Genomic DNA, 16,701 nt, shown 5'->3' with positions numbered 1-16,701 from the left:
CGTGCGGGGCATAGTGCTGGCCTGCCCACCCCCATAGGAGCCCCGTGACCACCACGCCCGACCGCCCGTCCAGTCCCTCCGGCCCCTCCGGCCCCTCCGGCCCCTTCCTCCCCTCCCCCGACGCGGTGCGCGCGGACCACGGCGCCCGGCCGGCGCCGCTCGTGACCGCGGCCGCCGTCGTGCTGGACGCGCGCGGGCGGGTCCTCGTACCGTCCGCCGCGGACCCGTCGGAAGGGGGCCCGGTGCTGCCGGGCGGACCGGTCGGCGAGCGCGAGACGCCCGAGGAGGGGCTGGCCCGGCACCTGGCGCGGGAGCTGGGCCTGCGCGCGCCGGTCGGCCGGCTGCTGGCCGTCGACTCCCGGCCCGGCGGCCCGGACGCCTGCTCCCTCGTCGTCCACGTCCACCTCGTCGGCCCGCTCGGCGCCGAGGAGGCGGCGGCGCTCCCGGTCGCGGCCGGAGGGCCCGTCCGGGCCCGGTGGCTGGCGCCGGACGAGGCGTACGGGGTGCTCCCCACCCGGAGCACGTCCCGGCTGCGCGCCGGGCTGGCCGCCCTGTACACCGGGTCCTTCGCACACCTCGCCGACGGCGTTGCCCAGCCCGGCTCCCCGGCCGGCCTGGACCCGGACCGGCGCGCGGCCCTGGAACACTCCGGCTCGCTCGACTCCGCCAGCCACCGGGCCAACCGCCCGAAGGCCCTCACCGCGGCGAGCGTCCTGTTCACCGGCCCGGACGGCGGGGTGCTGCTCGTACGGCCCGCGTACGGCAGGCCCGGCCGGCACCAGCTGCCGGGCGGCGGGGTCGACAGCGACCTCGGCGAGACCCCGCGCGCCGCGGCCCGGCGGGAGGTCCTGGAGGAACTCGGCCTGGACCTCGCCCCCGGCCGCCTCCTAGCCGTCAACTGGTCGCACAAGGCGGGCCGTCCGGCCCGCATCCGGTTCCTGTACGACGGCGGCGTCCTCAGCGCTCCCGTCCTCGACCGCATCCGGCTGCCCCCCGCCGAACTCCTCGACTGGCGCACGGCCGCCCCGGCGGAGCTGCGCGACCTGGTAGCCCCCTCGCTGCGCCGCCAGATCAAGGCCTGCCTCGCCGCGCGCAAGGCGGGCTCGGGGCCCCTCGAACTGCACGCGGGACGCCCGGCCCGGAACGAGGAGGAGGAGTCCGCACCCTCCGCGCCCCCGGGAGCCCCACCGCATGACCTGGCCTAAGCCGGGCCTAAGCCCCGGGGCGACGTGCGCGCCCCGTACGGACGTGTCACGCTGGTCCGAACGCGTGACACGCGAAGGCGTGGAGGCGTGGGCGCGTGGACGCGACTGGAACCGGCCCGGATACGGCGACCGCCGAGCGGCGCGCCCCGACCGGGCGGCACACAGGGGATCGCCGGGAGAACGGGGCGTGCCGTGGTGCGAGATGAGCGTTCGGCCCCGGATTCCCCGGATTCCGATTCCGGGTCCCTCCGGCTCCGCCTGGCCGGAGCCCTCTGCGCCCTGCTGCTCGTGACCCTGGCGCTAACGCCGGGTACGGCCGTCGGCGCTACGCCGTCACCCGCCGACGAAGCCGGATCCGGCGGGCTCGACCCGCGGATCACGGAGATCATGCGGAAGCCGGAGTACCGCAATGCCCAGTGGGGCCTGCTCCAGAGCGACCCGGCGAACGGGCGGGTGACCCACAGCCGCTTCCCGGAGCAGTTCTTCATCCCCGGCTCGACGGCCAAGCTGTTCAGCGTGTCCGGGACGTGGAAGACCCTCGGCGGCGGCCACCGCTTCGAAACGCCGGTCTTCGCGGTGGGAGAGCGCAGCGGGAGCACCCTGGACGGCGACCTCGCCCTGGTCGCGCAGGGCGACCTCACCCTGGGCGGCCGCACCCGCCCCGACGGCACGGTCGCCTTCACCGACCTCGACCACACCTACGCCAACGACTTCCCGGGCGCCACGCTGACCCCGGAGAACCCGCTGGCCGGGATCGATCTGATCGCCCAACAGGTGAGGCGATCCGGCATCACCCGCGTCGACGGCGACGTGATCGTGGACGACCGGCTCTTCCAGCCCGAGCCGGTCCTCGACCCCACCCCGACCCCGCTGATCATCAACGACAACCTCATCGACCTGATGACGACGCCGGGCGACCGCGCCGGAGCGCCCGTGCGGCTGGACTGGCGGCCGAAGGTCGCCCCGTACCAGGTCACTTCCAGCGTCAAGACCGTGGCGGCGGGGAAGCCGACCGCCATCGAGGTGGCGGCGTCGGCCGACGGCACCCGGATCAGCCTGACCGGCACGATCGCGGCGGACTCCGCCCCCCTGCTGCGCGTGTCCCCGATCGCCGACCCGGCGGCCTTCGGGCGCACCGCCCTGATCGAGGCGCTCGAACGGGCCGGGGTCGAGGTCACCGCGGAGCCGGCGGGCCCCAACCCGGTCGCGGGGCTGCCCCGTTCGTACGGGGACGACGACCGCGTGGCCGTGTACACCTCCCCGCCGTACGCCGAGTACGCCGAGCTCATCTTCAAGGTCAGCCACAACCTGGGGGCCAACCTCGGCATCTGCCTGATGGCGGTCGAGGCGGGCGGCAAGCAGTGCATGGACGGCTTCCCGGTACTGGCCGGCTTCCTGGACGGCGCGGGCGTCGACCGCAAGCAGGTGGAGCTCCTGGACGGCCGGGGCGGCAACCCCGTCGACCGGGCCACGCCGCAGGCCGAGGTGCAGTTGCTGACGTACTGGACGCGCACGTCCGAGGCGGAGCGCTTCCGCGAGGCACTGCCGATCCTCGGCGTCGACGGCCTGCTGGCCGACAACTGCCGCGACTGCCCGGCCCGCGGCAAGGTGTTCGCCAAGACCGGCGCCGCCGTCGGACTGGACGCCCTCAACGACCGCCTGGGCGCGGGCGCCATGACCCTCGCCGGCTACCTGGACCGGGGCGATGGCCGCCACGACGCGTTCTACATCGGCGTCAACGGCGCCTCCACCCCGACGGCCGACACGGCCGGCGTCCTGGCCATCGCCAACGACCTGGCCCTGATCGCCGCCCACCTCCAGGAGTCGACCGCCCGGCAAACGGCCGGCGAGGAGTAGGACCCCGGCGACGGACGGCCGCACGGACGGCCCCCCGTGGGGGGAGCCGTCCTAGTGCGTGGGGGTGACGGGGCTTTCGGGGTCAGGGAGCCATCTCGTACGTGCCGGCCAGGGCCTGTACGCGGTCCCAGACGCGGGCCGAGCGGTCGGCGTCGACGACCGGGCGCCGGACCGCGCCGAGCGCCCACGTCTGCTGGTCCGCGGTGGCGGAGTCCTTGCCGTGGAGCTCGACCGCGTGCGCCGAGAAGTCGCGTACGAGGACGGCGAACAGCTCGTCGAGCACGTCCTCGTCCAGGCCCGTCAGGCGGGCCTGCTCCAGGATCAGCTGGCCGTGGACGACGAGTGCGAAGAGCTGGCCCACGGCGAGGAGCAGGTCGAGGTCGCGGCTCTGCTCCTCGTCGGGGGCGGCGGTGGTGACGAACGCGCACAGGGCGTCGGCCTGCTCGCGGAAGCGGCCGACGTTGGGGAGGGAGGCGTACGCGTCAAAGGCGGGGCGCCAGTCGTGGAAGCGTACGGAGCCGAGACCCCGGGCCGGGCCCTGGCGGAAGAGGAAGGCGTCGTCGGCCGCGTCGAGGCGGGTCGGCACGGGGGCGTAGTCCGCCGGGTCCAGGAGGTGGTTGCGCATGAACTTGAGGATCAGCGCGAGGTTGACGTGGACCGTGCCCTCCAGCTTCGGCAGTCCGCGGATCTCTACGGCCGCCTGCGCGAAGTAGGTGTCCTTCTCGAAGCCCTTGGCCGCGATGACGTCCCACAGGAGGTCGATGACCTTCTCGCCCTCCGTGGTCACCTTCATCTTCGTCATCGGGTTGAACAGCAGGTAGCGGCGGTCGTCGGGTCCGGCGGAACGGAAGTAGTCGACGGCGCGGTCGCTGAACAGCTTCATCCCGACGAGGCGGACGTACGCGTCGGCCAGCTCGCGGCGCACGTGCGGGAAGGCGGTCACGGGGCGGCCGTAGAGGATGCGGCCGTGGGCGTGGGTGACGGCCTCGTACATCGCGTGCTCGCAGATGCCGATCGAGGCGGTGCAGAGGTTGAACTTGCCGACGTTGACGGTGTTGAGGGCGGCGTCGAAGGCGGCGCGGCCGGTGTGCAGGACGTCGTCGGGACCGACCGGGTAGTCGTCGAGGCGGAACTCGCTGACGTACTTGGAGGAGTCGACGACGTTCTGCACGAGCCGGTACGCCGGGTGGCGGCTGTCGGCGGCGAAGAAGACGTAGCCGTCGGGGCCCTCGACGTCGGTGCGGCGGCCGAAGACGGAGACCAGGCCGGCGGCGTTGCCGTTGCCGATGTAGTACTTGGAGCCGCTGGCGCGGAAGCCGCCGGCGGCGTCGGGCTCCAGCAGCATGTCGGTGGAGTAGATGTCGGCGCCGTGGGTCTTCTCGGACAGGCCGAAGGCGAACACCCCTCCCTGGGACAGGAGTTCGGCGGCGCGGTCGCGGGCGGCGGCGTTGTCGCTCTGCCAGACCGGGCCGAGGCCGAGGATGGTGACCTGCCAGGCGTACCAGTAGTCGAGGCCGTAGAAGCCGAAGATCTCGTTCAGGGCGGCGATCCGCGCGGTGTCCCAGCGCTTGTCCGGCTCGTCCTCGCCTGCGGCGGCCGCCGGGGTCAGGAACGTGGCGAAGAGGCCCTCCTTCGCCGAGAACGCGAGGAAGTCGGCCAGCCAGGCGCGGGAGCGGTAGTCCTCGATCAGCCTGCGCTTGCCGCGGCCCTCGAACCAGTCGACGGTGGCGCGCAGCAGCCTGCGGGTCTCGGGGTCGAAGTGGGCGGGGTCGTAGGTGCGCGGGTTGAACAGCAGGGCGTCGGTCATGGGCGTTCGCCTTTCGGGTCGGGGCCGGGAGGGTGCCGAGTGGCGCCGGAGGGCGGGCGGGGGTGCGAAGGGTGGTGCGGGTGCGCATGGTGGTGCGGATAGCGCGGGTGGTTCGGGTGGCGCGGGTGGCCGTGGGGTTGCCGTGCGGGTGGTGGGCCCGGGCCGGGTGCGGGTGCCCGGGTCGGGCCCCGGGCCCGGGCCGGCTGCCGTCTCCGGCTGCCGGCGGCGGTTCAGCGCCCGGCGAGGCGGTGGAGCGTGTCGAGTACGTCCTGGAGCCAGGCCAGCGTCATCCGCTCGTAGGCGATGCCGCCGCGGAGCACCACGTGCTGGAGCTCCTGCCCGGCGTCGGGTGCCGCGGGCGCGTCCGGGCCGGTGAAGTCGCGCAGCTCCCCCGCGAGGTAGTGCGTGAGCCGGTCGGCGTGGGCCCGGTGGTGCCGTTCGACCTCGCGGATCAGCGCCGCCGGATCGTCGAAGGCGGCGCCGCGGATCTTCACGGCGAGCTCGTGCCGAACGCTGTCGGGCTGGATCGGCTCGTGGAGCCAGGCGGAGAGGGCGGCCCGGCCGGCCTCGGTGACGGAGTGCTCCCGCTTGTCCGGCCGCGCCTGCTGCGCCACCTCGCGGACCTCGACCCAGCCGTCGGCCTCCATGCGCTTGAGCACGCGGTAGATCTGCTGGTGGGTGGCGGTCCAGAAGTAGCCGATGGACCGGTCGAACCGGCGGGCCAGCTCGTAGCCGGAGCCCGGCTTCTCCAGCAGGGAGACGAGGATCGCGTGCTCAATCGCCATGCCCCGATCCTTCTATGCAACTCGGTGCATAAACAAGTGCGGCCGCCCCGGTGAGACGCGGCTCACCTGGGACGGGTGGCGTCTCGGGAGGGGCAGACGCGAGCGAAACAGGAAGAGGGAAGGGGGAACCGACGTGAACAGGTTCTCAAAATGTGCCGCGGGCGGGGCCCGTCACACAGGGCGATGCCCGCCCGGTTTGACGGGGGATGCAAACCGGGCGGGAGCTCTCAACTCGCGCTGTGGAGCTTACTGTAGGCGGTCGCCACTTGGGTGAGCCAGGCGACTTCCGCGGTGAAATTGTCCGTATCTCGGTCGCTGAAGTCACCGGCGTCCTTGCTGTCGTTCGCGACCCGGCCGGTCCGTTTGGCGACCAGGGCCCGTTTGATCTGGGCCGCTTCCGTGAACGCCTGCCGCGACTCCCCGCTCGGCTCCCGGCCGGGCGCGCCGCCGGTTCCGCCGCCCGCGCCGACGCCCTCGGCCGTGCGGTCGATGTACGGGCGCAGGTCCCGCCAGCCGTCCCGTATCTCGACGATCCGCCGGTGGAGCCGGTAGTCGAGGTCGGAGAACGAGGCGCCCGGCGGCTCCAGGGCGATGTCCGGGCAGGACTCGTACAGATCCCGCCACAGCGGATAGAGCGCCCGGTAGGACCGGTACGTGCGGAACCACCCCAGGAGCCGGGCGGCCGACGGGGCCCAGGACGGCATGGCCAGGCTCAGCGAGAGGGTGACGATGCCCAGCGCGTTGAGGACCGAGGCGACGGTCTCCTTGCTCGCCCCGATCTCGACCCCGGCGGCGATGGTGAGCACGTTGACCGTCCTGACCACGCCGTACAGGAGCAGGATCGCCGCCGCGAGGGACAGCACGCGCAGGGCCCGCCGCAGCGAGGCGTTGGCGGTCATCGGGATGTAGGGGCCGCACTGGCGGAACATCGTGACGCACGGGATGGCCTGGGAGGCGATGAAGGCCAGGAGGTACGCGAGGAGCAGCGGATCGCCGCTGCCGTCGAAGTCCAGCGGGGCCCGGCGGGGACCGTCGGCCAGGAAGAACAGGGTCGTCAGGAGCACGTCGAGGGCGATGCCCGTGACCACCCAGAACCGCGTCTTGCGCACCGCCTCCTCACCGACCGCCGCCCACCTCAGCAGGATGATCTGCGCACTGACGCAGAAGGCGACCGCCGAGAGGTGCATGAGGAGGATGGCGAGGTTCCCGACGCCGAAGAAGCCCGCGTGCTCCATCGCGACGGCGCCCATCGTGAAGGTGAGGCACTGGAACAGCAGGGTCGTCATCAGGGTGCGGTAGCCGATCTCCCGCCAGCTGCGCCGTCCCTGGCACAGCCGGTAGGCGAGTGCGGCGTACGACGAGAGTGCCGCGATGACGAAGCAGAGGGTTCTGGTGGTGTTCAACGTCCTGATTTCCTACGGGTACAGCACAAGCGGGTGAAGCAAGCGGTGAACGGTCCGGCGGGCCGGGCGGGGCGGGCCGGGCGGGGCGGCCGTGACAGAAATGGGCAAGAGATCGAAGGCGGAAACGGGGACGACACAATCATGGAAGCATGACTGATGCCGTTTCCCGACCCTCCGGAATCGACGCGCTGACCGATGTCTTCGACGCCGTGTACCGCGGCGAGAGCCCCTTCGGCACCCGTCCGCCCTGGGACATCGGCGCCCCGCAGCCCGCGCACGTCGCGGTCGAGGCGGCGGGGCTCGTCAGCGGGGCGGTGCTCGACCCGGGCTGCGGCACCGGCGAGGACGCGCTCTACCTGGCGGGCAGGGGCTACGCGGTGACCGGACTCGACCTGTCCCCGACGGCGATCTCCCTGGCCCGGCAGAAGGCGGCGGAGCGCGGGCTCGACGCCACCTTCGAGGTCGCCAACGCCCTGGAGCTCCCGGGCTACGAGGGCCGCTTCGACACGGTGATCGACTCCGGCCTGGCCCACACGTTCGACGCCGACGGCCTGCGGGCGTACGCGGCGGCGCTGCACCGCGCCTGCCGCCCGGGGGCGCTCGTGCACGTACTCGCGATCAGCGATCGCGGGGCCGAGGAGACGCAGGCGCTGCTCTCCGCGGCGATCGAGGGCATCCCGGCGCACCGGCCCGACGGGGACTCCGGGCCGCGCGGCGCCCAGCGGTCAGCCGACCACCTGCGCGACGGCTTCGCCGACGGCTGGGCCGTCGAGGCCGTCACCGACTCCCGGATCGGCGGGGTGCTGCCGACGACGGCGGAACCCCATGAGGCGCACGCCTGGCTCGGCCGGTTCCGCCGCATCTGACCGGGGTCCCACGCAGGTCCGAAGCGCGCATCCGGCGCGCGTGAAGGTGAGGGAACGTGAGAGTACGAGCGGGCGCCTGGCTGCGGGCAGCGGCGCCCTCCCTGCGGAGCCGCGCCGTCAGGCGGATCAGCCTCCTGGCGGGCGGCGCGCCGGCCTCGCCGGCCGGAAGGGCGGCCGTCCGGGTCGCCTGCCGGTTCGGCGCGGCCTACTCGGGGATCTACTGCCTGACGACGCCCCAGATCTACCTGGCCCTGCGGGGCGGCGGGCTCGGCCACCTCCAGGCGGCGGCCGACTCCTGGGCGAAGCGCTGGGAGATCCGGCCGGTACGGAACTGGGTGGCCTCGCACGTGTTCGGCACCGAGCTGGGCGAGCGCTTCGACGGCGGCGACGACCGGCACGCCTGGGTCGGACAGTTCTGCTGGCTGGCGGCGGCCGCCGCCGTGACCCCCGTCTGGTCGGCGCTGGACCGGCGTCCGACACGGTACGCGACGTCGAACCCGTGGTTCCGGATGGCGGTGCGGCTCTGCCTCGCGGGGCAGATGTTCCACTACGGCGCGGCCAAGGCCGTCCCGCTGCAGTTCCAGCTGCCGCTGTCCAAGCTCGTCGAGCCGTTCGGCCACTTCAGCCCGATGAGCGCGCTGTGGGCGCAGTCGGCCTCCTCGGAGGCGTACCAGATCCTGCTCGGCTGCGCGGAGATCGCCGGCGGACTGCTGCTGATCCATCCCGGGACGACCACGGCGGGCGCGCTGCTGTGCGCGGTGGAACTGGCCCAGGTGTTCCTGCTGAACATGACGTTCGACGTGCCCGTGAAGATCCACTCGTTCCACCTGCTCCTGCTGAGCCTCGTCCTGCTGGCGCCGGAGTCGGGGCGCCTGGCCTCGGTCCTCCTCTCGGACACGGCGGTCCGCCCGTCGACGCTGCCGGAGCTGTTCCGCTCGCGCGGTGCGAACCGTGCCGCCGCGGCCGTTCAGGTCGCCGCCGGGCTGTGGATGCTGCGCGCGCAGCTGCGCAACGACTGGACGTTCTGGAAGACGTACGGCGGCGGGCGGGAGAAGCCCGAGCTGTACGGCATCTGGGACGTGGACGAGTTCTCGGCCGACGGCCGGCAGCACCCGCCGCTGGTGACCGACACCGAGCGGTGGCGGCGCGTCGTGTTCGAGTCCGCCGATGCCGTGACCGTCCAGCGCATGGACGACTCGCTCGACGGCTACCTCGCGGCGGTCGACCCGTCCGCCGGTTCGGTGACCCTGCTCAAGACGACCGATCCCGGGTGGAACGCGGTCCTGAAGGTGGAGCGGCCCGCGGACGGCTCGCTGGTCCTGGAGGGCGACGTGGACGACAGGCACCTGCGCCTGCGCCTGCACCGGGTGGATCCCGGCTCGTTCCCCCTCGTCGGCCGCGGCTTCCACTGGGTGCAGGAGAGCTCCTCCCTGCGGTAGCCGGCGGCCGGACCCGTTCCCGCGGGGATCGCGCCGACACCGCCCGACGGAAGGTACCGAAGCATGTCCTCGCACACCGAGACCGAGACCGTCATCGTGGGGGCCGGCCCCGCCGGGCTCACGGCGGCGCTCGCCCTGGCCCGGTACCGCCACCGGGTGATCGTCGTGGACAGTCACCACGCGCCGCGCAACAGCGCGTCGCAGGGCGCCCACGGACACATCGGGATGGACGCCGCCACTCCCGCCGACATGCGGGCGCTCGCCGGGAAGGAACTGTCCCGGTACGCGACCGTGGAGCTCCGGGAGGCGCACGCCGACAGCGTCCGCGCCGCGGACGGCGGCCGGTTCCGGGTCGTCCTCGACGGCGGAGACACCGTCGACGCGTCGGCCGTCGTGCTCGCCACCGGTGTCATCGACGTCCATCCGGCGCACGTGGAGGGGTTCTCGGCCTGCTGGGGCCGCTCCGTGATCCACTGCCCGTTCTGCCTCGGCGAGGAGAACGCCGACCGGCGCTGGGGCATCGTCGTCGACAACGCCGACCTCGCCGCGCTCTCGCCGGTGGCGTTCCGGGCGTGGACCGGCGACACCGTCGCCGTCTGCCCCGCGTCGATGCCCGGCGTCGACGGCGCCCGTACGGCGGCCCGGGCCAGGGGCGGCGACCTCGTCACGGGCACGATCAGCCGCCTGCACCACCGGCGGGGATCGCTGTACGCGGTCGAGTTCGACGACGGCCGCGTCCTGGAGCGGGACACGCTGGTGTGGACGCCCCGGCAGCGGCAGCAACCCGTCGTCGCGCGCGCGATCGAGGAGCTGGGGGTGGCGGTCGACGCCGACGGCTTCGTCGGCGTCGACGCCGACCGGTGCACGAGCGTCCCGGGCCTGTACGCGGCCGGGGACCTGACCAGCCGGTGGAAGCAGTCGGTCACCGCTTCGGTCGCCGCGGGCGCGGCGGTCGCCGACGCCATCCACGTGGCGGAGGTCCAGCGCGCCGCCCTGAGCTGAACCGGGCCGGGCGCGCGGCGTGCCCGGGGTCTTGCCGATATCTGTCGCGATCTTCCCGGGACCCGGCGCGGCGCGGAAACCATGGGCCGGACGGGCCTGCGAGAGCCTACGAGAAGGGCGGAGTATGAAGCGGATACGGGAACGGGGTTGGGTGCGGTCGCTGGCGGCCGTCGAAGGTCCCGACGTTCGTGTGGTGTGCTTCCCGCACTCCGGGGGGTCTGCGGCGTCCTTCGGCCCGTGGGCGGACGCGATGCCGCCCGGCGCGGAGCTCCTGGCAGTCCAGTACCCGGGCCGCGGTGACCGGTTCGGGGAACCGTGCATGGACGACCTGCCCGCGATGGCTGAGCGGGCCGCGGCGGAACTGCTGCGGCTCCCCCCGGCCGACGTCGTGCTGTTCGGGCACAGCCTGGGGGCGCTGGTGGCGTACGAGACCGCTCTGGTGCTGCGGGACGCGGGCAGGGAGCCGCGCCGGCTCTGCGCGTCCGCCACGGCGGCGCCCGCGCTGTCGGGCGGCGGAACCCTGCACCTGGTGCCCGACGACGAGTTCTGGGCGACGCTGTGCGAGCTGGGCGGCATCGAGCCCGGGATCGCCGAGCACGCCGAACTGCGCGAGCTCCTCCTGCCGACGCTCCGCTCGGACCTGCGGACCCACGCGGCCTACCGGCCCCGCCCCGGGGTCCGGCCGCTGTCCTGCCCGGTCAGCTGCTACCACGGCGAGGGCGACCCGCTGGTGGACGAGCCGGGGCTGAAGGCGTGGGCGGAGGTCACCACCGGCGAGTTCACCCTGCGCGTGCGGCCCGGCGGGCACTTCCACGTGACGACCGACGTCGCGGAACTCGTCGCGGACGCCGTGCGCCGGTGAAGGGGCTGCCGCTGTGAACACGATCACCGTGATACCCGGTGACGGCATCGGACCGGAGGTCACCGGGCCGGCGCTGGAGGTCGTCGAGGCCCTCGCGCTGGGCCTGCGGGTGGACGTCCTCGACCACGTGAACGCGGAGACGTACCTGCGGACGGGTACCGCGCTGACCGGGGCCGACCTCGACCGGATCCGGACCGGCCGGGCGACCCTGCTCGGCGCGGTCGGGGACCCCCGGCTCGGCGCCACCGACTACGTACGGAGCGTGCTGTCCACGCTCCGCACCGAGCTCGACCTCTACGCCAACTACCGCCCCGCGCGGCTGTGGCACGACCGGCTGAGTCCGCTGCGCGACGAGACCCGGCGCGCGATCGACTGCGTGATCGTCCGGGAGAACACCGAGGGGCTGTACAGCGGCGTGGGCGGCGGCGTCCGCACGGGGTCGCCGCAGGAGATCGCCGTCGACGTGGACCTCAGCACCCACCACGGGGTGTCGCGGATCATGGACTTCGCGTTCTCCGCGGCCCGGCGCTCGGTCTGCCTGGTGGACAAGGCCAACGCCGTGCGCAACGGCGGCCGGTTGTGGCAGCGCTGCTGGCAGGAGGCGCGGGAGCGGCACCCCGGGGTCGCCACCTCCCACCTGTATGTCGACACCGCGGCGATGAACCTGGCGACCGACCCGACCGTCTTCGACGTCATCGTCACGAACAACTCCTACGGCGACATCCTGAGCGATCTGACCGCCGCCCTCGCGGGCGGGATCGGCGTGGCCGCGTCGGCCAACGTCAACGCGGTCACCGGGCAGGGTCTCTTCGAGCCGGTGCACGGCAGCGCGCCCGACATCGCGGGGACCGGGGTCGCCAACCCCCTCGGCGCGATCCTGTCCGCTGCGCTGCTGGTCGAGCACCTGGGCCACGCCCGCGAGGCCGAGGCCGTCCGCCGCGCGGTCGGGGCCGCCGTCGACGCCGGGCGGGTCACCCGCGACCTCGGCGGTTCCCTGAGTACGAAGGAGGCGGGCGCCGCGGTTCTGGCCGAACTGCGGCAGCCCGGCGGACCGACTGCCGGACGGGAGAACGGCCATGCGCACGCGGGGACATGACGGAGGTCGCTCCGACGGGGACCCGGAGGTGGTCATCGTCGGAGCCGGCCTGGTGGGCACGGTCGCGGCCATGTACCTGGCCCCCCGGTCGGGGCCGGTCACGATGCTGGAGAAGCGGGCCGACCCGCGGCGCGGCCCGGGCCGCAACGGACGCTCCATCACCGTCATGCTGTCCGCGCGCGGTTGGCGCGTCCTGGCGGACCTCGGTCTGGAGGAGGCGGTGCGCGCGATCAGCGTTCCGCTGCACGGACGCTGCGCGCACCTGGCCGACGGCAGTTCCCACGTGACCCCGTACAGCCGGGACCGGCGGCCGATCTGGTCGGTGGAGCGCGAACGGCTGCACCGTCTCCTGCTGGACGCCGCGGAGGCCACTCCCGGCGTACGGATCCGCTTCGGGCAGCGGGTGCACGCCGTGGACCTGGAGGAACCGGCGGTGCTCGTGGAGGACGGGGCGGGCCGGCGCCGTGTGTCGTGCCGCCGCGTGCTGGGCTGCGACGGCGCCCATTCCACGGCCCGGGGCGCCCTGGCCGCCCGCGACGTTCGCTCCGAGGTGCGGAACCTGGAACTGGCCTACCAGGAGATCCAGGTGCCGGGGGGCTGGCTCGACCGCTCCACCATGCACTACTGGCCCACCGGCGACGCCATGTTCGCCGCGTTCCCGATGCCGTCGGGGGAGTTCGCCGGCTCCCTGTTCATGCGCCTCGACGGGCCGGCGCCCTCGTACGCCTCGGTGGCGAACGGGGCCGAACTGGCAGAGGTGTTCGCCGACCGCTTCCCCGAGCCGACCGCCAACATCCCGGACCTGGCCGGGCAGCTCGCCGCCAAGTCCGTCTCCACCATCTCGCTCGTCACCTGCGACCGGTGGGTCTGGCGGGACACGTTCGCGCTGCTCGGGGACGCGTGCCACGCGATGGCCCCGTTCATGGGGCACGGGATGAACTGCGGCTTCGAGGACGCCCGTACGCTCGTCGACTGCCTGGAGCGGGCCGGCGACTGGACGGCGGCGCTCGCCGCCTACGAGAAGGCCCGGACCGAGGACGCGGACGCGATCGCGCACCTCTCCTACCAGCACTACTACACCATGGCCAACCCGCCGCAGGACGAGACCTCCCACGCCGGGGGGATCCTGCGCAAGCGGCTCGGCGACCTCTTCCCCGACCGGTTCGTGCCCCTCTACGAGCAGTGCGCCTTCACCGAGGAGGGCTACGCCTCGATCCTGAGGAGCGATCGGCGCCTCGACCGGCTCGTGGAGGACCTGCTCCGCCGGTACGGGACGGATCTCGTCACGGCGCCCGACAGCCGGCTGCGCGCCTGCGTGCCCGTCGACACCGACACAGTCACCCTGGAGGACTCCGGATGTTCGTGATCCTGTTCAAGTCACGCCTCTCCGAGCAGGCGGGCGAGGACTACTACGCCATGGAGGACGTGATGCGGGAGCGGGTCCGCGCCATCGCCGGCGACGACCTCGTGGACGTCAAGCAGTACACGGGCGAGGACGGCGAGCGCCTCGCCGTGGTCATGTGGCGCAACGCCGAGACCCTCGACAAGTGGCGCCACGACCCCGAGCACCTGGTGGCGCAGGCGCTGGGCCGCGAACAGTGGTACTCCTCGTACGAGTTGCAGGTCGCCGAGGTGATCCGCAGTTCGAGCCACGTCGCCGCCCCGTCGGTGACGCCGTCGGACGCGTCGGCGTAGGGCTTGCCCGCGGGCCGGTCCGCGGACGCGGCGCCCGGGCCTCCTCGCCCGGGCGCCGCGCCGCGTACGGTCCGCGCTTCCTCAGGCGCCGACGTACGCCGCGAGGTGCTGCCCCGTGAGGGTGGAGCGGTCGGCGACGAGGTCGGCGGGGGTGCCCTCGAAGACGATCCGGCCGCCGTCGTGGCCGGCGCCGGGGCCGAGGTCGATGATCCAGTCGGCGTGGGCCATGACGGCCTGGTGGTGTTCGACGACGATGACCGACTTGCCGGAGTCGACGAGCCGGTCGAGCAGGCCGAGGAGCTGCTCGACGTCGGCGAGGTGCAGGCCGCTGGTCGGCTCGTCGAGGATGTAGATGCTCCCCGTTCCGGCCATGTTGGTGGCCAGCTTGAGGCGCTGGCGCTCGCCGCCGGACAGGGTGGTGAGCGGCTGGCCGAGGCTGAGGTAGCCCAGCCCGACGTCGGCGAGCCGGCGAAGGATGGTGTGCGCGGCCGGGGTGCGCGCCTCGCCGGACGCGAAGAACTCGACGGCGTCGGTCACCGACATCGCGAACACCTCGCTGATGTCGCGGCCGCCGAGCCGGTACTCCAGTACCGAGGCCTGGAACCTCCTGCCCTCGCAGTCCTCGCAGGTGGTGGCGACGCCGGCCATGATCGCGAGGTCGGTGTAGATGACGCCGGCGCCGTTGCAACCGGGGCAGGCACCTTCGGAGTTGGCGCTGAAGAGTGCCGGCTTCACCCCGTTGACCTTGGCGAACGTCTTGCGGATCGGCTCCAGCAGTCCGGTGTACGTCGCGGGGTTGCTGCGCCGGGAGCCCTTGATGACCCCTTGGTCGACCGTGACCACGCCGTCCCGGCCGGCCACCGACCCGTGGATCAGCGAGCTCTTGCCGGAGCCGGCGACCCCGGTGAGCACGGTGAGCACTCCCAGCGGGATGTCGACGTCGACGTCGCGCAGGTTGTGCTCGGTCGCGCCGCGGACCTCCAGCACGCCGGACGGCTTGCGTACCGAGGGCTTCACCGAGGCGCGGTCGTCCAGGTGCCGTCCGGTGACCGTGCCGCTGGCGCGCAGCGCCTCGACGGTGCCCTCGAAGACGACCTCGCCGCCGGCCGTGCCGGCGTGCGGACCGATGTCGACGACGTGGTCGGCGATCGCGATCGTCTCGGGCTTGTGCTCCACGACCAGGACGGTGTTGCCCTTGTCGCGCAGCTGGAGCAGCAGGTCGTTCATCCGCTGGATGTCGTGCGGGTGCAGGCCGACCGTGGGCTCGTCGAAGACGTACGTGACGTCGGTGAGCGCGGAGCCGAGGTGGCGGATCATCTTGGTGCGCTGTGCCTCGCCGCCCGACAGCGTGCTCGACGACCGGTCGAGGGAGAGGTAGCCCAGGCCGATCTCGACGAACGAGTCGAGGCTCTCACCGAGCACGGTCAGCAGCGTGCCGACCGAGGGTTCGTCGAGGGCGTGGACCCAGGCGGCGAGGTCGCTGATCTGCATCGCGCACGCGTCGGCGATGTTGATGCCCTTGATCTTCGCGGAGCGGGCGGTGTCGCTGAGGCGGGTGCCGTGACACGCGGGACAGACGGCGAAGGTCACCGCCCGGTCCACGAAGGCCCGGATGTGGGGTTGCAGCGTCTCCTTGTCCTTGGACAGGAAGGATTTGTGCACCCGGCCGATCAGACCCTCGTAGGTGGTGTTGATCCCCTTCACCTTGACCTTGACGGGATCGCGGTGCAGGAAGTCGTGCAGCTCCTCGGCGGTGTAGTCGCGGACCGGCTTGGCGGGGTCGAGGAAGCCGGACTCGATGAACGACTGCACCACCCAGCCGTCCGGCTTCCAGCCGGGTATCGTGATCGCGCCGTCGGCGAGCGACTTGGAGTCGTCGTAGAGCTCGGCGGGGTCGACGTCGGAGACGCTGCCCATGCCCTCGCAGGGCAGGCACATCCCGCCCACGACGCTGAAGCCCTTCTCGATCTTCTTCCCGCCGACCACCAGCGTTCCCGACGCGTCGGCCGAGGCCACGTTGAAGGCGAACGCCTTCTGCGTGCCGATGTGCGGCGTGGCGAGCCGGCTGAACAGGATGCGCAGCAGCGCGCCCGAGTCGGTGGCGGTGCCGACCGTGGAGCGGGAGTGCGCGCCCATCCGCTGCTGGTCGACGATGATCGCGGTCGTGAGACCGTCGAGTAAGTCCACTTCCGGTCGCGACAGCGTCGGCATGAATCCCTGGATGAAGGCGCTGTAGGTCTCGTTGATCAACCGCTGCGACTCCGCGGCGATCGTGTTGAACACCAGGGAACTCTTGCCCGAGCCGGACACACCGGTGAACACCGTGAGCCGGCGTTTCGGGATTTCGATGCTGACATTCTTGAGATTGTTCTCCCGCGCTCCGTGCACGCGGATCAGACCGTGGCTGTCGGCTGGTTGCAGCGCGGACGGCTGTTCGCCTGTCCCCGTCCCGATGCTCATGTTCTCTCCATCTCCTCGACACGGCACGCCTGTTCATCCGGCCTCTCGGCGTTGCCCCGAACGATCTAACCAGTTGTGAGCCGAACGGCCGGATCTCTTTCGGTATCTTGCCGATTCTCTTTCATCTCTGGCGGACATCTTTCACGCAGGTTGATCGCCTCCTGAGCCGCGACAACGATCGGGCACGACGAGTGGCCGTGATCCGGAACCACGTTGCGGGAGGG

Annotated in this window: 13 protein-coding genes; 9 read left to right on the top strand and 4 right to left on the bottom strand. The window is 72.7% G+C overall.

Annotated features, from left to right (window positions below; all coding sequences use genetic code 11):
* Positions 1–44 precede the first annotated feature (44 nt).
* Positions 45–1,205 carry an NUDIX domain-containing protein gene (locus ACFWTC_RS19130; RefSeq protein ID WP_383929050.1) on the top strand — a complete coding sequence of 387 codons (1,161 nt, stop codon included), beginning with the start codon at positions 45–47 and terminating at the stop codon, positions 1,203–1,205.
* Positions 1,206–1,493: 288 nt separating this feature from the next.
* Positions 1,494–3,062, top strand: a complete 1,569-nt coding sequence (gene dacB, locus ACFWTC_RS19125; RefSeq protein ID WP_383929047.1) for a D-alanyl-D-alanine carboxypeptidase/D-alanyl-D-alanine-endopeptidase — start codon at positions 1,494–1,496, stop codon at positions 3,060–3,062.
* A gap of 82 nt (positions 3,063–3,144) precedes the next feature.
* Here dacB and ACFWTC_RS19120 read toward each other — a convergent pair whose 3' ends face one another.
* From ACFWTC_RS19120 to ACFWTC_RS19110, 3 genes are all read right to left on the bottom strand, one after another.
* The gene (locus ACFWTC_RS19120; RefSeq protein WP_383929044.1) at positions 3,145–4,869 is read right to left on the bottom strand and encodes an acyl-CoA dehydrogenase family protein; all 1,725 of its coding nucleotides are present in this window, start codon (positions 4,867–4,869) and stop codon (positions 3,145–3,147) included.
* Positions 4,870–5,099: 230 nt separating this feature from the next.
* On the bottom strand, positions 5,100–5,654 hold the full coding sequence (locus tag ACFWTC_RS19115) for a PadR family transcriptional regulator (RefSeq protein ID WP_383929041.1): 555 nt from the start codon (positions 5,652–5,654) through the stop codon (positions 5,100–5,102).
* A 227-nt stretch (positions 5,655–5,881) separates the two neighbouring features.
* Entirely contained in the window at positions 5,882–7,057 is a 1,176-nt protein-coding gene (locus ACFWTC_RS19110) for an MAB_1171c family putative transporter (protein WP_384028105.1), read from the bottom strand.
* A gap of 149 nt (positions 7,058–7,206) precedes the next feature.
* Between ACFWTC_RS19110 and ACFWTC_RS19105 the strand changes: the two genes are divergently transcribed.
* The 7 genes from ACFWTC_RS19105 to ACFWTC_RS19075 all read left to right on the top strand — a co-directional run bounded on the left by ACFWTC_RS19105 (position 7,207) and on the right by ACFWTC_RS19075 (position 14,017).
* Entirely contained in the window at positions 7,207–7,923 is a 717-nt protein-coding gene (locus ACFWTC_RS19105; RefSeq protein WP_383929035.1) for a class I SAM-dependent methyltransferase, read from the top strand.
* A gap of 56 nt (positions 7,924–7,979) precedes the next feature.
* A complete protein-coding gene (locus ACFWTC_RS19100; protein WP_383929032.1) occupies positions 7,980–9,362 on the top strand; it encodes a DoxX family protein in 1,383 nt (460 codons plus the stop codon).
* A gap of 63 nt (positions 9,363–9,425) precedes the next feature.
* On the top strand, positions 9,426–10,364 hold the full coding sequence (locus ACFWTC_RS19095) for an FAD-dependent oxidoreductase (protein WP_384028106.1): 939 nt from the start codon (positions 9,426–9,428) through the stop codon (positions 10,362–10,364).
* Positions 10,365–10,488: 124 nt separating this feature from the next.
* Positions 10,489–11,226 (top strand): thioesterase II family protein, encoded by a 738-nt coding sequence (locus tag ACFWTC_RS19090; protein ID WP_383933385.1) that lies wholly within the window; start codon positions 10,489–10,491, stop codon positions 11,224–11,226.
* Positions 11,227–11,239: 13 nt separating this feature from the next.
* On the top strand, positions 11,240–12,322 hold the full coding sequence (locus tag ACFWTC_RS19085; RefSeq protein WP_383933383.1) for an isocitrate/isopropylmalate dehydrogenase family protein: 1,083 nt from the start codon (positions 11,240–11,242) through the stop codon (positions 12,320–12,322).
* A complete protein-coding gene (locus tag ACFWTC_RS19080; protein ID WP_383933381.1) occupies positions 12,303–13,688 on the top strand; it encodes an FAD-dependent oxidoreductase in 1,386 nt (461 codons plus the stop codon). Before ACFWTC_RS19085 ends, ACFWTC_RS19080 begins: the two co-directional genes overlap by 20 nt.
* The gene (locus ACFWTC_RS19075; RefSeq protein WP_383933379.1) at positions 13,679–14,017 is read left to right on the top strand and encodes an antibiotic biosynthesis monooxygenase family protein; all 339 of its coding nucleotides are present in this window, start codon (positions 13,679–13,681) and stop codon (positions 14,015–14,017) included. Before ACFWTC_RS19080 ends, ACFWTC_RS19075 begins: the two co-directional genes overlap by 10 nt.
* An 81-nt stretch (positions 14,018–14,098) precedes the next feature.
* Here ACFWTC_RS19075 and ACFWTC_RS19070 read toward each other — a convergent pair whose 3' ends face one another.
* Positions 14,099–16,477, bottom strand: a complete 2,379-nt coding sequence (locus ACFWTC_RS19070) for an ATP-binding cassette domain-containing protein (RefSeq protein WP_383928407.1) — start codon at positions 16,475–16,477, stop codon at positions 14,099–14,101.
* Between the last annotated feature and the right edge of the window lie 224 nt (positions 16,478–16,701).

Source organism: Streptomyces sp. NPDC058619, from assembly GCF_042717785.1.
Lineage (GTDB): Bacteria > Actinomycetota > Actinomycetes > Streptomycetales > Streptomycetaceae > Streptomyces.
Note: the sequence above shows the minus strand (reverse complement) of the source record. Positions and strands in the feature narration are given on the sequence as shown.

What these genes read in the sequence shown, in the direction of transcription:
- ACFWTC_RS19120 (WP_383929044.1), bottom strand. Translation starts at nt 4,869, where the DNA reads ATGACCGACGCCCTGCTGTTCAACCCGCGCACCTACGACCCCGCCCAC.
- ACFWTC_RS19115 (WP_383929041.1), bottom strand. Translation starts at nt 5,654, where the DNA reads ATGGCGATTGAGCACGCGATCCTCGTCTCCCTGCTGGAGAAGCCGGGC.
- ACFWTC_RS19105 (WP_383929035.1), top strand. Translation starts at nt 7,207, where the DNA reads ATGACTGATGCCGTTTCCCGACCCTCCGGAATCGACGCGCTGACCGAT.
- ACFWTC_RS19095 (WP_384028106.1), top strand. Translation starts at nt 9,426, where the DNA reads ATGTCCTCGCACACCGAGACCGAGACCGTCATCGTGGGGGCCGGCCCC.
- ACFWTC_RS19090 (WP_383933385.1), top strand. Translation starts at nt 10,489, where the DNA reads ATGAAGCGGATACGGGAACGGGGTTGGGTGCGGTCGCTGGCGGCCGTC.
- ACFWTC_RS19080 (WP_383933381.1), top strand. Translation starts at nt 12,303, where the DNA reads ATGCGCACGCGGGGACATGACGGAGGTCGCTCCGACGGGGACCCGGAG.
- ACFWTC_RS19075 (WP_383933379.1), top strand. Translation starts at nt 13,679, where the DNA reads ATGTTCGTGATCCTGTTCAAGTCACGCCTCTCCGAGCAGGCGGGCGAG.
- ACFWTC_RS19070 (WP_383928407.1), bottom strand. Translation starts at nt 16,477, where the DNA reads ATGAGCATCGGGACGGGGACAGGCGAACAGCCGTCCGCGCTGCAACCA.